14 protein-coding genes are annotated in these 13,769 nt (G+C 66.8%); 12 read left to right on the forward strand and 2 right to left on the reverse strand.

All coding sequences use genetic code 11. The features are described 5' to 3' along the window. Nucleotides 1-11: 11 nt before the first annotated feature. From AB3G45_RS07660 to AB3G45_RS07685, 6 genes are all read left to right on the forward strand, one after another. Complete coding sequence (locus AB3G45_RS07660) at nt 12-425, forward strand: MAPEG family protein (RefSeq protein ID WP_367830023.1); 414 nt, start codon at nt 12-14, stop codon at nt 423-425. A 14-nt stretch (nt 426-439) separates the two neighbouring features. Continuing rightward, nucleotides 440-1,081: a LysE family transporter gene (locus AB3G45_RS07665; RefSeq protein WP_367830024.1), complete on the forward strand. Its 642-nt coding sequence runs from the start codon at nt 440-442 to the stop codon at nt 1,079-1,081. Between the two features lie 3 nt (nt 1,082-1,084). Then, nucleotides 1,085-1,573: a hypothetical protein gene (locus tag AB3G45_RS07670; protein ID WP_367830025.1), complete on the forward strand. Its 489-nt coding sequence runs from the start codon at nt 1,085-1,087 to the stop codon at nt 1,571-1,573. Next, nucleotides 1,570-2,322, forward strand: coding sequence for an SDR family oxidoreductase (locus AB3G45_RS07675; protein ID WP_367830026.1), 753 nt, complete (start codon nt 1,570-1,572; stop codon nt 2,320-2,322). Before AB3G45_RS07670 ends, AB3G45_RS07675 begins: the two co-directional genes overlap by 4 nt. 24 nt (nt 2,323-2,346) lie before the next feature. Continuing rightward, nucleotides 2,347-3,753, forward strand: a complete 1,407-nt coding sequence (gene lpdA / locus AB3G45_RS07680; protein WP_367830027.1) for a dihydrolipoyl dehydrogenase — start codon at nt 2,347-2,349, stop codon at nt 3,751-3,753. A gap of 83 nt (nt 3,754-3,836) precedes the next feature. Continuing rightward, a complete protein-coding gene (locus AB3G45_RS07685; protein WP_367830028.1) occupies nt 3,837-4,334 on the forward strand; it encodes a DUF2867 domain-containing protein in 498 nt (165 codons plus the stop codon). Nucleotides 4,335-4,337: 3 nt separating this feature from the next. Here AB3G45_RS07685 and AB3G45_RS07690 read toward each other — a convergent pair whose 3' ends face one another. Together AB3G45_RS07690 and AB3G45_RS07695 are read right to left on the reverse strand one after the other, a co-directional pair. Further along, on the reverse strand, nt 4,338-5,336 hold the full coding sequence (locus tag AB3G45_RS07690; protein WP_367833531.1) for a TraB/GumN family protein: 999 nt from the start codon (nt 5,334-5,336) through the stop codon (nt 4,338-4,340). A gap of 145 nt (nt 5,337-5,481) precedes the next feature. Then, nucleotides 5,482-6,417 (reverse strand): tyrosine recombinase XerC, encoded by a 936-nt coding sequence (locus AB3G45_RS07695; protein ID WP_367830029.1) that lies wholly within the window; start codon nt 6,415-6,417, stop codon nt 5,482-5,484. Between the two features lie 93 nt (nt 6,418-6,510). Between AB3G45_RS07695 and AB3G45_RS07700 the strand changes: the two genes are divergently transcribed. The 6 genes from AB3G45_RS07700 (at nt 6,511) to AB3G45_RS07725 (ending at nt 13,755) form a co-directional block, all read left to right on the forward strand. Continuing rightward, nucleotides 6,511-7,647, forward strand: a complete 1,137-nt coding sequence (locus tag AB3G45_RS07700; protein WP_367830030.1) for an AAA family ATPase — start codon at nt 6,511-6,513, stop codon at nt 7,645-7,647. A gap of 61 nt (nt 7,648-7,708) precedes the next feature. Beyond that, a complete protein-coding gene (locus AB3G45_RS07705) occupies nt 7,709-9,913 on the forward strand; it encodes a primosomal protein N' (RefSeq protein WP_367830031.1) in 2,205 nt (734 codons plus the stop codon). A 102-nt stretch (nt 9,914-10,015) separates the two neighbouring features. Then, nucleotides 10,016-10,399 (forward strand): DUF4345 domain-containing protein, encoded by a 384-nt coding sequence (locus tag AB3G45_RS07710; protein ID WP_367830032.1) that lies wholly within the window; start codon nt 10,016-10,018, stop codon nt 10,397-10,399. Nucleotides 10,400-10,661: 262 nt separating this feature from the next. Further along, entirely contained in the window at nt 10,662-11,228 is a 567-nt protein-coding gene (locus tag AB3G45_RS07715; protein ID WP_367830033.1) for a F0F1 ATP synthase subunit delta, read from the forward strand. Beyond that, nucleotides 11,228-12,757 carry a F0F1 ATP synthase subunit alpha gene (gene atpA, locus AB3G45_RS07720; protein ID WP_367830034.1) on the forward strand — a complete coding sequence of 510 codons (1,530 nt, stop codon included), beginning with the start codon at nt 11,228-11,230 and terminating at the stop codon, nt 12,755-12,757. Before AB3G45_RS07715 ends, atpA begins: the two co-directional genes overlap by 1 nt. A 116-nt stretch (nt 12,758-12,873) precedes the next feature. Continuing rightward, the gene (locus AB3G45_RS07725; protein ID WP_367830035.1) at nt 12,874-13,755 is read left to right on the forward strand and encodes a F0F1 ATP synthase subunit gamma; all 882 of its coding nucleotides are present in this window, start codon (nt 12,874-12,876) and stop codon (nt 13,753-13,755) included. Nucleotides 13,756-13,769 lie beyond the last annotated feature (14 nt).

Consider the following 13,769-nt stretch of genomic DNA (forward strand, 5'->3'; position numbering starts at 1 on the left):
CGGGGAATCCCATGGAGGCGGCAGCATCAGCGTCCTCGCCCATGCTCGTGCTCCTGGCATTGAGCGTGGCGCTGCTCGTCTTCCATATCGGGCTTCAGGGCATGCTTTCGACGCGGGAACTCGGCTCCGCCTGGAATGCCGGTCCCCGCGATGAACCGCGCAGGCCGGCCGGCGTGATCGCCGGACGCGCCGCCCGCGCGTCGGCGAACTTCCGGGAAACCTATCCGGCCTTCGTCGCCCTCGCCTTGGCGCTCGCCATCGCGGGCGATCCGGCGGGTTACGGGCTTGCCGGCGCCTGGTTGTGGTTCGCCGCCCGGCTCGTCTATCTTCCGCTCTATCTTGCGGGCGTACCCTATATCCGTTCGCTCGTCTGGATCGTGGCCTTGGCGGGGCTCGCGGTCATGGCGGGCGTGATCATCCTCTAGGAGGCAGGCATCCCATGAGCAGCTACCTTCTCGAACTCGCCTCGCTGATGGCGATCTTCTCCTTCGCCATCATCTCGCCCGGCGCGGATCTTGCCATGGTCATGCGCCAGTCGCTCGTGCATGGGCGGCGTGCGGCGATCGTTACGTCCTTCGGCATCGGCGCATCGCTGATGGTCCACGTCACCTATACGATCCTCGGCCTCGGCCTCATCATTTCCCAGTCGATCTATCTCTTCAACGTTGTGAAATGGTGCGGTGTCGCCTACCTCGTCTATATCGGTGTCAAGGCGCTACGCGCGAAGGGGACGGACCTGACCCTCGCGCCCGCCGATGCCGACGAGACGAAGGTCGGCCAGTCGGCCCTGCGCGCCTTCAGCCTCGGCTTCCTCGCCAACCTGCTCAATCCGAAGGCGGTCTTCTTCTTCCTCTCCATCTTCTCGACCGTCGTCGCCGCCCACACGCCGATCGCCGTCAAGTTCGGCTATGGCCTCGTCATGGCGAGCTGCCTGATCGCCTGGTTCGTCGGCGTCTCGCTTTTCATGACGACGCCGAAGATGCGCGCGGCTTTCTCGCGCATGAGCCAGTGGATCGACCGCACCAGCGGCCTCGTCTTCATCGCGCTCGGCATCAAGCTCGCCACGGAAAAGGCGCACTGAGCCATGCGCGCCGCCGTCGTCCTTGCCGCGTTTCTCGCAGCGACCGCCGCCTCCGCGGCCGAGTGCCGGCAGGACCGCGCGATCTATGCGGATCGCGACGGGAGTTATGAGCTGGCCTTCGAACCGGTCGGCTCCGATGCCGCCGCGACGAGCCATCATTTCAGGCTGAAGGTTTTCGTGAGCGGCGTGGTGCTCGACGGTGTGGTCATGCCGGGCGAGCCCGCCCGTTCCAACGGCATGGTCCTGCACGATTGCCCCGAAGGCGACGCGACCGGCGAGGAGATCGCCGCCTGCACCGTCTGGGAGGGCGTCATCTACGCGCTCGACGGCACGGGCGATGCCGGCCTCCTGCCGGAGGAGGGTGCGGCGGCGGCCGAGACCCTGCTTCTGTCCGGCTTCGGGCCGGCGGTGCGCTATTCGAAACTGTGGGACGAGGGCAAGGCGCGCGTCGCGCCTTGGGATGTCTTCAAGCGGAAGGGATGTGCAGCATGACCGAGGCCCCTGTTCTCCTCGTCACCGGCGGAAGCCGCGGCATCGGCGCCAGCGTCTGCCGCATGGCGGGGGCGGCCGGCTGGCAGGTGGCGGTGAACTATGCCGCCAATCGCGAGGCGGCCGAGGCTGTGGTCGCCGATATTCGGGCGCTCGGCGGCTCGGCGATCTCGGTTGCGGGCGATGTCGCCACTGAACTCGGCCTCGCCTCCATCTTCTCCGCCATCGATGGCACGTTCGGCCGGCTCGACGGGCTCGTCAACAATGCCGGCATCGTCGCCGTGCCGCAGCGTGTCGACGAGATGTCCGCCGAGCGGCTGGAACGCATGTTCGCCGTCAACGTGATGGGCTCGATCCGCTGCGCCCAGGAGGCGGTGCGCCGCATGTCGACGCGCCATGGCGGGTGCGGCGGTTCCATCGTCAACCTCTCGTCGATGGCGGCGCTGCTGGGCGCTGCCGGACAATATGTCGACTATGCCGCCAGCAAGGGCGCCATCGAGAGCTTCACGACCGGCCTTGCCCGCGAGGTCGCCGCCGAGGGCATCCGCGTGAACCTCGTGCGTCCCGGCATCATCGACACCGATATCCATGCGTCCGGCGGCCTGCCGGACCGGGCGCGCGAAGCCGCCGGGCTCATCCCGATGCAGCGGCCGGGCACGGCCGACGAAGTCGCCCATTCCATTCTCTATCTTCTCTCCGACGCGGCATCCTATGTGACGGGTGCCGCCCTCAACGTCAGCGGCGGCCGCTAGGGTCTCGCTAAGGAAGGATTTGCCATGGCATATGATCTCATCGTTATCGGTTCCGGCCCCGGCGGCTATGTCTGCGCCATCAAGGCGGCCCAGCTCGGCCTGAAGGTCGCGGTCGTCGAGAAGCGGGCGACCTATGGCGGCACCTGCCTGAATGTCGGCTGCATCCCCTCCAAGGCGCTGCTGCATGCCTCCGAAACCTACAGCCACGCCGCCCACGGCATGGAGGCGCTCGGCATCGACGGCGTCAAGCCGACGCTCAACCTGCCGAAGATGATGGCGCACAAGGATGCGACCGTGAAGTCGAATGTCGACGGCGTGGCCTTCCTTTTCAAGAAGAACAAGATCGACGGCATCCAGGGCACCGGCAAGGTGCTCGGTGCCGGCAAGGTCTCGGTCACCGACGACAAGGGCACCGAGCAGGTCCTCGAGACGAAGAACATCGTCATCGCCACCGGTTCCGACGTCGCCGGCATTCCGGGCGTTCCGGTCGAGATCGACGAGACGGTCATCGTCTCCTCCACCGGCGGCATCGCGCTCGACAAGGTGCCGGGCCATCTGATCGTCGTCGGCGGCGGCGTCATCGGCCTCGAGCTCGGCTCCGTCTGGGCTCGCCTCGGCGCCAAGGTCACGGTGGTCGAATATCTCGACACCATCCTCGGCGGCATGGACGGCGACGTCTCCAAGCAGTTCCAGCGCATGCTGGTCAAGCAGGGCATGGAGTTCAAGCTGGGTGCCAAGGTGACGGGCGTCGAAAAGGCGGGCTCCGGCGCCAAGGTGACCTACGAGCCCGTCAAGGGCGGCGAGGCCGCCACGATCGAGGCCGACGTCGTGCTGATCGCCACCGGCCGCAAGCCCTATACCGAGGGCCTCGGCCTCAAGGAAGCCGGCGTCGCGCTCGACAATCGCGGCCGTGTCGAGATCGACAACCACTTCCAGACCCACGTTGCCGGTATCTATGCCATCGGCGATGTGGTGCGCGGCCCGATGCTCGCCCACAAGGCGGAAGACGAGGGCGTCGCCCTCGCCGAGATCATCGCGGGCCAGGCCGGCCATGTGAACTACGACGTCATTCCGAGCGTCGTCTACACCCAGCCGGAAGTCGCCTCCGTCGGCAAGACGGAAGAGGAGCTGAAGGCCGCGGGCATCGCCTACAAGGCCGGCAAGTTCCCCTTCACCGCGAACGGCCGTGCCCGCGCCATGCTGGCGACGGACGGCTTCGTCAAGGTTCTCGCCGACAAGGAGAGCGACCGCGTCCTCGGCGTGCACATCGTCGGCTTCGGCGCCGGCGAGATGATCCACGAGGCGGCCGTGCTGATGGAATTCGGCGGCTCCTCCGAGGACCTCGGCCGCACCTGCCACGCGCACCCGACCATGTCGGAAGCCGTCAAGGAAGCCGCGCTCGCGACCTTCTTCAAGCCGATCCATATGTGATTCGGTCAGGCGGCTGCGACAACCGGCCGCCTGTCTTCGCCCGGCGAAGAGGGGCACGATGGAGGCCTTCAAGGATGGCCTTCATGTCCCCCGTTTCGAGACCCGTCTCTCTTCCGCATCCGCTTCTGCCCGCCGCCGACTGGGCGGATCGCTTCACGCTGGGCCTGCCCGTCGAAAACCTCACGGCGCGGGAGGCGGCGCGGCTGGCGCTCGAACATCCGCCGGCCTGGATACGCCGGCTCATGATGCTGCGCAATGCGCTCGTCCGGCCCCTCGGCCTGAAGGGGGCGGCCGGGAAGGCAGCGCCGACGCAGACGGAGATCGGCGGCTTTCCGGTGCTCAGCGCCGACGACGACCGCGTGGTGCTCGGCTTCGACGACCGGCACTTGAATTTCCGCATCGTCATCGATGTCCGGCAGGACCGGCCGAGCGGCCAGACCCTCAGCGTCATGACGCTCGTCCATCGCAACAATCTGTTCGGCCGGCTTTATCTCGCCGCCGTGTTGCCGTTTCACAAGCTGATCGTGCGCACCATGCTGGCCGGCATCGGCAAGAGGGTTTCGCGTGCGCGCAAGGCCTGAGCCTCAGGGCAACGCAGTGACGGTGAACCCCTGCCTGCGCAGCAGCTCGACCACCCCTTCCGGGCCGGCAAGGTGCAATGCGCCGACGGCGACGAAGACGTTGCCGTCCGCCAGGATCGGCGCGGCGCGCTCCGCCATCGTGTGGTTGCGGTCGATGATGATGCGCTGCTCGAAATCGGCATAGGCTTTCGCGTCGGCGTCCGTCTCGGGCGCGGCGGCGCGCATCATCGGCATGATCATGCCGGTATCGCCGGAAAGATAGAGCTGGCTCATCGTCTCGATGACGTCCTTCAGCGTGTCGCCGAGTTCCAGCGTCTGCACGAGGCCCTGGACCTGCGGCTCGAGCGGCAGGGAATCGAGGGCGGAAATCTGCTCGACGAGCGTTTCGAGGCCCTTCAGCGTCTTGCCTTCGGTAAGCGCATCCCTTGCGAGGCGCTGGTCGAGGAAGGCCGCGCCGGCCGTCTTGCGGGCGATCTCGCAGGCGGGAAGGGCGACGAAACTGGCGATCATCCACGGCTTCATGCGGCCGACGGCGGCGAGCGAGAGGCCGCGGCTCTTCAGGCCTTCGGCCAGCTTTCCGGCATCCTCCTCGTCGAGGAAGTCGGTGATGGACCTGCCGTCGGTGAACATGGTGAGGTCGGGGCGGCCGAGCATCGCCGCGGCGGCCTTCTTCTCGTCGGCGATCTCGTCCGATTCGACCACGATGGTGGCGGCCGCGGCAAAGGCGGTGCGCGCGGCTTCCGGCATGGCCAGCACGCGCGGATCCGTCACATGCATGGTGCCGAGCAGCCAGGAGGCGGGCCGTCCGTCCTTCTCGATCTTCCAGAAGATGCCCTTGCCGTTCGGCAGGGCGTCGGCCTCGGCGCGCAGCTTCGCGTAGCCGGCCGGATCGTCCCTCTCGAATTTCTCCAGCAGGTTGACGCCGCCGCAGGCCGGCGGCTCCTCCGCCCGGGCCGGCGAGAGGGCGGCGAGCACGAAGAGGAAGACGAGCGCGACAAGCATATGGACGGCGGCGAGCCCCCAAAGGCCGGCCTCGGCCAGCCGGTCGGCAAGCGCCAGGCGCTGTCGGCGAAGAAGGACTGTCATGGCCGCACTCCCTGCATTTGGGCGGACCCTAGCCGTCCCGTCCTCACAATCCCTTAACGCCTCATGCCCGCGGATGGGCGCGGTCGTAGATTTCGAGCAGGCGGGCGGAATCGACACCGGTATAGACCTGCGTGGTGGAAAGGCTGGCATGTCCGAGCAGTTCCTGGATGGTGCGCAGGTCCCCGCCGCCCGCCAAAAGGTGCGTGGCGAAGGAATGGCGTAGCGCATGGGGCGTCGCGCTGTCGGGCAGGCCGAGCGCGCCGCGCAGCTTCTGCATCTCGCGCTGGATGATCGCCGGCTGCAAGGGGCCGCCGCGGGCGCCACGGAAGAGCGGCTTGTCCTGCGCAAGCGGCACGGGGCAGAGGTCCATGTAATCCTTCACGCCGGCGAGGGCCGGGGCGATCAGCGGCACGATGCGGGTCTTGTCGCCCTTGCCGGTGATGCGCAGCGCGGTCGGCGTTCCGGAAAAATCGGCCGGCGTCAGCGACAGGGCCTCGGAAATGCGCAGGCCGCACCCGTAGAGGAGCGTCAAGACGGCGGCGTTGCGCGCGCGGATCCACGGTTCCTCGGCCAGTTGCTCATGGGCGTCGACGACGGCGATCGCCTGCCGGTCGGAGAGCGGCTTCGGCAGGGATTTCGGTTGCTTCGGCGAGCGCACGGCGGAGGCGCCGGCGGCATTGGCGAGGCCCTTGCGCTCCAGATGGCGCAGGAACGAGCGCAGGCCCGCAAGGCCGCGGCCAAGCGTGCGGGCGCCCGCCCCGTCGCGGCGGCGGGCGGCGAGGAACCCGCGCAGGTCCGCCGGGCGAAGGTCGCCGATGTCCTTGAGCCGTGCGGGAGCCGCCAGATGCTGTGTCAGGAAGGCGAGGAACTGGCGGGTGTCGCGCTCGTAGGCGTCCAGCGTGTTGCCGGAAAGCCGCCGCTCGTCGGAAAGCGCGTCCAGCCAGTCCTGCCGTTCAGCGAGAAGCGCGGGATCGGCGATGATGAGAAGTTCGGTCATGCAGAGAGGATCGACGATTTGCGTTAACGTTGGCTTCACGGGCGGGATCAGGCGCTTATATAGAGCGTCGTCGTCACCAATCCGGGGGCCATCATGCTCTTGCGGTCCATGTCCGCCGAAAACTACCGTTCGCTGCGCGCAATCCGCATGGACCTCGGGCGCGTGAACCTGTTCGTCGGCGAGAACGGGGCGGGCAAGTCCAACCTCTACCGCTCGCTGCAACTGGTGCAGGCGGCGGTGCGCGGCAGTTTCGCCCATGAGATCGCGGCGGAGGGCGGCATGGCCTCGGCGCTCTGGACGGGCAGGCGGCGGGCGAACGAACCGGTGCGCATCCGCCTTGAAGCCGAACTGCTCGATGAGGACCGCGCGGTCACCTTCCGCTACCGCGTGGAGGCGGGATTGCGGCCGCCGATAAACGCCGCGGGTTTTGCCTTCGAGCCGCAGGTCAAGGCCGAGGAATTGTCGATCGAAACCGGCCGCCGGCCGGTGACCATGATGAAACGCGGCGGACCAGGCATCATGGTGCGCAGCGAGGCGGGCCGGATGGTGGAGTATCCCGAACAGGCCCTGACCTCGGAGACGGCCATCGCGCTGCTCGGCGATGCCGGCCATTATCCCGAGGTCGGTACGTTCCGCCGCGCGGTTTCGCAGTGGCGGTTCTTCCACGGTTTCCGCTCGGACCGCGATTCGGCGCTCCGTCAGCCGTGCCTTGCCGTCACAGCGCCGCTCCTTGACGAGGACGGGGCGAACATGGCGGCCGTCTTCGCAACGCTGAAATGGACGCGGGGAGATTCCGTCGATCTCGACCGCGCGGTGGCGGATGCGTTTGACGGGGCGCGGCTTTCCGTGCCGGAGCCGGAGGAATTCGCTTCCTACGGGCTGACCTTTCCGCAGTTTCCCCAGCGCGTCTTCCAGCCGCGCGAACTGTCCGACGGGCAGATCCGCTTCCTGGCGCTCGCCGCGGCCCTGCTCTCCTATCGCACGCCGCCGCTGATCGCGCTGAACGAGCCGGAGGCGAGCCTCCATCCGGACATGCTGCCGCCGCTCGCCGGGATGATCGCGCGGGCCGCCGAAGGGAGCCAGCTCTGGATCGTCACCCATTCCGAGCGGCTGGCGCAGGAGGTGGAGGCGCGCTGCGGCGTCAGGGCGAAGCGCGTCGTGCGTAACGACGGGGCGACCTGGATCGACGGCATGCGGCTGACCGGGCAAATGCCGGAGGACGACGAATGACGAGCCCGGCGGCGATCTTTGCGGTTTTCTTCGCGCGGCGGCGGAGGCATCTTCGCGGGCGATGAGCAGCGATTCGACCGACCTCTTCGGAGAGAAACTCTTTCCGCGCACCGTGCCCGTGATGGTGCCGGTGCCGACGCCCGCGCCCTATTCCTACTCCGTGCCCGAAGGCATGGCGGTGGAGCCGGGCTCGATCGTGCAGGTGCCGCTCGGGCCGCGGTTGGTGCCGGGCGTCGTCTGGGATGGCGGCGATGACGGCAAGGTCGATCCGAAGAAGCTGCGTCCCATCGAGAAGGTCTTCGACTGCCCGCCGCTCTCCCGCGAGATGCGCGACTTCCTCGACTGGGTCTCGGCCTATACCGTGACGCCGCCGGGCCTCGTCGCCCGCATGGCGCTGCGCGCGCCGACCGCCTTCGACCCCGAACCGATGATCGAGGGCCTGCGCTTCACCGGCCACCGGCCGGAGCGGCTGACGAGCGCGCGCGAGCGCGTGCTGGAACTGATCGAGGACGGCGTGCCGTGGACGCGGTCCGGCCTTGCGCATGCCTCCGGCACTTCGACGAGCGTCATCGACGGGCTGGTGAAGCAGGGCACGTTCGAGACGGTCTTCCTGCCGCCGCCGGCGGTGGTGGCCCTGCCCGATCCGGATTATGTCGCGCCGCGGCTCGAAGGGCCACAGACGGAGAGTGCGGCGGAGCTTGTCGAGAGCGTGCGCGCCGGTGGCTTCAACGTCTCGCTGATCGATGGCATTACCGGTTCGGGCAAGACGGAGGTCTATTTCGAGGCGATCGCCGAGACGCTGCGGCGAGGCAAACAGGTGCTGATCCTGCTGCCGGAAATCGCGCTGACGGCGAGTTTTTTGGAGCGTTTCCAGGATCGGTTTGGCGCCAAGCCCGCCGAATGGCATTCCGATCTCGCGCCGCGCATTCGCGAAAAAGTATGGCGGCAGGTGACGACGGGGGACGTGCGGGTGGTGGCCGGCGCGCGCTCGGCGCTGTTCCTGCCCTTCGAGAATCTCGGCCTCGTCATCGTCGATGAGGAGCATGACCCCGCCTACAAGCAGGAGGATCGCGTCTTCTACAATGCCCGCGACATGGCGGTGGTGCGCGCGCGCATCGGCGATTTCCCGGCCGTGCTCGTCTCTGCGACGCCCTCGGTCGAAAGCCGGGTCAACAGCGATGTCGGGCGCTATCGCAAGCTGCATCTGCCGACGCGCTACGGTGATGCCGCCCTTCCGGACCTGCATCTCGTCGACATGCGCCGCCATCCGCCGGCGCGCGGCGGCTTCCTCTCGCCCCTCATGCTGCGCGGCATCCAGCGTACCATCGAGAAGGGCGAGCAGGCGCTGCTCTTCCTCAATCGCCGGGGCTACGCGCCGCTGACGCTCTGCCGGGTCTGCGGCCATCGCTTCCAGTGCCCGCAATGCTCAAGCTGGCTGGTCGAACACCGCTTTCGCGGGCAGATCCAGTGCCACCATTGCGGCTATGCCGAGCGCACGCCGGAAGCCTGCCCGGAATGCGGCACCTTCGATCATCTCGCCGCCTGCGGGCCGGGGGTGGAGCGCATCGCGGAAGAGGTGGAGAAGCATTTCCCCGAGGCGCGCACCATCGTGCTCTCCTCCGATCTCATGGGCGTGAAGCGGCTGCGCCTGGAGCTGGAGGCGATCACGCGGGGCGAGGCCGATATCGTCATCGGCACGCAGCTCGTCGCCAAGGGGCACAATTTCCCGCTGATGTCGCTCGTCGGGGTGGTGGATGCGGATCTCGGGCTTGCCAACGGCGATCCGCGGGCCGCGGAGCGCACGTTCCAGCTTCTCTCGCAGGTGACGGGGCGCGCGGGGCGCGCGGGCCTGAAGAGCCACGGCCTCATCCAGACCTACCAGCCGGCCCATCCCGTCATGCAGGCCATCGTCTCGGGCGATGCGACGGCGTTCTACGACCGCGAGATCGGCGAGCGGGAAAGGGCGCTGCTGCCGCCCTTCGGCCGGCTCGCCTCGGTCATCGTCTCGGCCGACACGCGCGGCGAGGCGGAGGCGCATGCGCGGGGGCTGCGCCAGGCGGCGCCGCAGGTCTCCGGCATCTCGATCCTCGGTCCGGCGGAGGCGCCGCTGGCGCTGATCCGCGGCCGCCACCGCTTCCGCCTCCTGGTGCACGGCCGGCGCAGCAGCGACATGCAGGCCTTCCTGCGGGCCATGCTCGCCAACGGGCCGAAGGAGCGGGCCTCGCTCCAGGTCCAGCTCGACATCGACCCGCAGAGTTTTCTCTGACAGGCAGGTTCACAAAGAGTTGTGTGAATTCTTCCCGCACGCTTCTGCCTATCGCAGGCCTGTGCGATAGAGGGCGACGGGCAGGCAAGAAGAGAGGCCGAGATGGAATTCTACATCCCCACCGAGACGGGCGAGTTCCTGGCCTTTTGCGCCGCCATCGCGACGGCGCTCTTCGGTCTCTTCGCCCTCTTCGCGCCCGGCACGGCCCTGAAGCTCGCCGGGCTCCAGGTCCGGGAGGGCAGCCGGGAAGGCTATGCCTTCGCCCGCTCGGCCGGTGGTTTCCATGCGGGGCTCGCCGTCGTCGCGCTCCTGATGGCGCAGAGCTGGATCTACATGGCGATCGGCGGCGGCTTCGCGCTCGCCGCGTTCGGCCGCATCCTCTCGATGATGTCGGACGGCGCCTTCACGGCGAAGAGCCTTCTCGTTCTCGCCATCCAGGCCGTGCTCGCGGCCTTGCCGCTCGGCTATGCGTTCGGCTTCCTCTGAGCGCAAAAACCAACCTCTGAGGCCCAAAAGCAACCGAACAGAGTGCGCGCAGGCAACTTTTGCCGCGACTGTGGCCGACTTATGGCGCATTCCTGCGTCCGGCGTGTTGCGAGTCCCGGTTTCGTATGCTAGACGAACCGCGAAATTCAGAGAAAGCGGGCGCAAAAGCCTGTGCGCACTGAAGATTACCGCAACGATTTCAAGTTGTTAGGACCGTAGCTCCGCTACTGCCCTGTCTCTTGAATGAAAAGAAGAGAAGCTTGTGCCCGTGGCAGACACATCCCAGCTTGTTTCCGGTGTTGCAGAAAGATACGCGTCTTCGCTTTTCGACCTCGCTCAGGAAGCCGGTTCGGCTGACAGTGTCGGTGCCGATCTTGCCCGTTTCCAGGCGATGATCGACGAAAGCGACGACCTGAAGCGGCTGATCGTCAGCCCCGTCTTCTCCGCCGAAGATCAGACCAAGGCCATCGCCGCCGTCGCGGAGAAGGCCGGCATCACGGGCCTCGTCGCAAACTTCCTCAAGGTCGTCGCGTCGAACCGCCGCCTCTTCGCCGTTCCCGGCATGATCAAGGCATACCGCGCCATCGCGGCCCGCGCCCGCGGCGAAATCACGGCCGACGTCACCTCGGCCCATGCGCTGACCGCGGCGCAGGAAGCAGAATTGAAGGCGGCGCTGAAAGGCGTCACCGGCAAAGACGTGGCGATCGCCGTCACCGTCGACCCGTCCATTCTCGGTGGTCTGATCGTCAAGGTGGGATCGCGCCAGATCGACACGTCCCTTCGCACCAAACTCTCTACTCTTAAGCTTGCACTGAAAGAGGTCGGCTGATGGATATCCGCGCCGCGGAAATTTCCGCAATTCTCAAAGATCAGATCAAAAACTTCGGCAAAGAGGCGGAAGTCTCGGAAGTCGGCCAGGTGCTCTCCGTCGGTGACGGCATCGCCCGCGTCTACGGCCTCGACAATGTCCAGGCCGGCGAAATGGTGGAGTTCCCCGGCGGCATCCGCGGCATGGCGCTGAACCTGGAAAGCGACAATGTCGGCGTCGTTATCTTCGGTTCCGACCGTGACATCAAGGAAGGCGACACCGTCAAGCGCACCGGCGCCATCGTGGACGTGCCGGTCGGTCCGGAACTGCTCGGCCGCGTCGTCGACGCGCTCGGCAACCCGATCGACGGCAAGGGCCCGATCAATGCCAAGCAGCGCGCCCGCGTCGACGTCAAGGCTCCCGGCATCATTCCGCGCAAGTCGGTGCATGAGCCGATGTCGACCGGCCTCAAGGCCATCGACGCCCTCATCCCGGTCGGCCGCGGCCAGCGCGAGCTCGTCATCGGCGACCGCCAGACCGGCAAGACCGCCATTATCCTGGACACGATCCTGAACCAGAAGGCGATCCACGACAACGGTCCGGACGGCGACAAGCTGTACTGCGTCTACGTCGCCATCGGCCAGAAGCGTTCGACCGTCGCCCAGTTCGTGAAGGTCCTCGAAGAGCGCGGCGCTCTCCAGTACTCGATCATCGTCGCTGCAACGGCTTCCGACCCGGCGCCGATGCAGTATCTCGCACCCTTCGCCGGCTGCGCGATGGGCGAATACTTCCGCGACAACGGCAAGCACGCCCTCATCGGCTACGACGACCTTTCCAAACAGGCCGTCTCCTACCGCCAGATGTCGCTCCTGCTGCGCCGCCCGCCGGGCCGCGAAGCCTATCCGGGCGACGTCTTCTACCTGCATTCGCGCCTGCTGGAACGCGCTGCAAAGCTCAACGACGAGATGGGCGCCGGCTCGCTGACGGCTCTGCCGGTCATCGAGACGCAGGGCAACGACGTTTCGGCGTTCATCCCGACCAACGTGATCTCGATCACCGACGGCCAGATCTTCCTTGAAACGGACCTGTTCTACCAGGGTATCCGCCCGGCCGTGAACGTCGGCCTGTCGGTTTCCCGCGTCGGCTCCTCCGCCCAGATCAAGGCGATGAAGCAGGTCGCCGGCTCGATCAAGGGCGAGCTTGCCCAGTACCGCGAAATGGCAGCCTTCGCCCAGTTCGGCTCGGACCTCGACGCCGCGACGCAGCGCCTGCTGAACCGCGGCGCGCGCCTGACCGAACTCCTGAAGCAGCCGCAGTTCTCGCCGCTGAAGACGGAAGAGCAGGTTGTCGTAATCTTCGCCGGCGTCAACGGCTACCTCGACAAGCTGCCGGTCGCTTCAGTCGGCAAGTTCGAGCAGGGCCTGCTCGGCTACATGCGCTCCGAGGGCAAGGCGATCCTCGACACGATCCGCGCCGAAAAGGCGATCAGCGACGACACCAAGGGCAAGCTCAAGGCTGCTCTCGATGCCTTCGCCAAGAGCTTCGGCTGAGACCTAACGGTTCGAGCCCTGCGCGCCGACGGCGCGCAGGCAGCCCGGGAACTTTGATTGACGCATGATCCGCCCAGAGGACTTTCTGGGAGAGCATGTTACAGGACGGAAAACGGATGCCTTCACTTAAGGATCTGAAAAACCGGATCGCCTCCGTCAAGGCGACGCAGAAGATCACCAAGGCGATGAAAATGGTCGCCGCGGCGAAGCTTCGGCGCGCCCAGGAAGCGGCCGAGGCCGCCCGGCCCTATTCGCAGCGCATGAGCGCCGTTCTCGCCAACATCGCCCAGGCCGTCGGCCAGGACGATTCGGCGCCGCGCCTGATGACCGGCACGGGCAAGGACCAGGTTCATCTGCTCGTCGTCTGCACGGCCGAACGCGGCCTTTGCGGCGGCTTCAACTCGCAGATCGCGCGTCTGGCGCGTGACCATACCCGCAAGCTTCTGGCGAGCGGCAAGACGGTCAAGATCATCTGCGTCGGCAAGAAGGGTTTCGATATCCTGCGGCGCGAATACGCTTCGCTGATCATCGACCGCGTCGACCTGCGTGAGGTCAAGCGCATCAACTTCGCCAATGCAGACCAGGTCGGCCGCAAGGTCATCGGCCTGTTCGAAAAGGGCGAGTTCGACGTCTGCACGCTGTTCTATTCCGAGTTCAAGTCGGTCATTTCGCAGATCCCGACCGCGCTCCAGCTCGTTCCGGCCTCCGCTCCCGCGGTTGTCGCCGAGACGACGGGTGCCAGCGCGATCTACGACTACGAGCCGGATGCTGGCGCGATCCTCGGGGATCTCATCCCGCGCAACATTTCCGTCCAGATCTTCCGGGCCCTGCTCGAGAACGTCGCCGGCGAAATGGGTGCCAAGATGAGCGCCATGGACAACGCGACCCGCAATGCCGGTGAGATGATCAACAAGCTGACGCTTTCCTACAACCGTCAGCGCCAGGCTCAGATCACCAAGGAACTCATCGAAATCATCTCGGGCGCCGAAGCGCTCTAAGGACCAGGACAAAG

Source organism: Shinella sp. S4-D37, assembly GCF_040812195.1.
Taxonomy (GTDB): Bacteria; Pseudomonadota; Alphaproteobacteria; order Rhizobiales; family Rhizobiaceae; genus Shinella.

Bases quoted from the DNA above. Each gene is read 5' to 3' on its own strand.
- AB3G45_RS07705 (WP_367830031.1), top strand. From the start codon at position 7,709: ATGAGCAGCGATTCGACCGACCTCTTCGGAGAGAAACTCTTTCCGCGC.
- AB3G45_RS07700 (WP_367830030.1), top strand. From the start codon at position 6,511: ATGCTCTTGCGGTCCATGTCCGCCGAAAACTACCGTTCGCTGCGCGCA.
- AB3G45_RS07660 (WP_367830023.1), top strand. From the start codon at position 12: ATGGAGGCGGCAGCATCAGCGTCCTCGCCCATGCTCGTGCTCCTGGCA.
- lpdA (WP_367830027.1), top strand. From the start codon at position 2,347: ATGGCATATGATCTCATCGTTATCGGTTCCGGCCCCGGCGGCTATGTC.
- atpA (WP_367830034.1), top strand. From the start codon at position 11,228: ATGGATATCCGCGCCGCGGAAATTTCCGCAATTCTCAAAGATCAGATC.
- AB3G45_RS07695 (WP_367830029.1), bottom strand. From the start codon at position 6,417: ATGACCGAACTTCTCATCATCGCCGATCCCGCGCTTCTCGCTGAACGG.
- AB3G45_RS07670 (WP_367830025.1), top strand. From the start codon at position 1,085: ATGCGCGCCGCCGTCGTCCTTGCCGCGTTTCTCGCAGCGACCGCCGCC.
- AB3G45_RS07675 (WP_367830026.1), top strand. From the start codon at position 1,570: ATGACCGAGGCCCCTGTTCTCCTCGTCACCGGCGGAAGCCGCGGCATC.
- AB3G45_RS07725 (WP_367830035.1), top strand. From the start codon at position 12,874: ATGCCTTCACTTAAGGATCTGAAAAACCGGATCGCCTCCGTCAAGGCG.
- AB3G45_RS07685 (WP_367830028.1), top strand. From the start codon at position 3,837: ATGTCCCCCGTTTCGAGACCCGTCTCTCTTCCGCATCCGCTTCTGCCC.
- AB3G45_RS07690 (WP_367833531.1), bottom strand. From the start codon at position 5,336: ATGCTTGTCGCGCTCGTCTTCCTCTTCGTGCTCGCCGCCCTCTCGCCG.
- AB3G45_RS07710 (WP_367830032.1), top strand. From the start codon at position 10,016: ATGGAATTCTACATCCCCACCGAGACGGGCGAGTTCCTGGCCTTTTGC.
- AB3G45_RS07665 (WP_367830024.1), top strand. From the start codon at position 440: ATGAGCAGCTACCTTCTCGAACTCGCCTCGCTGATGGCGATCTTCTCC.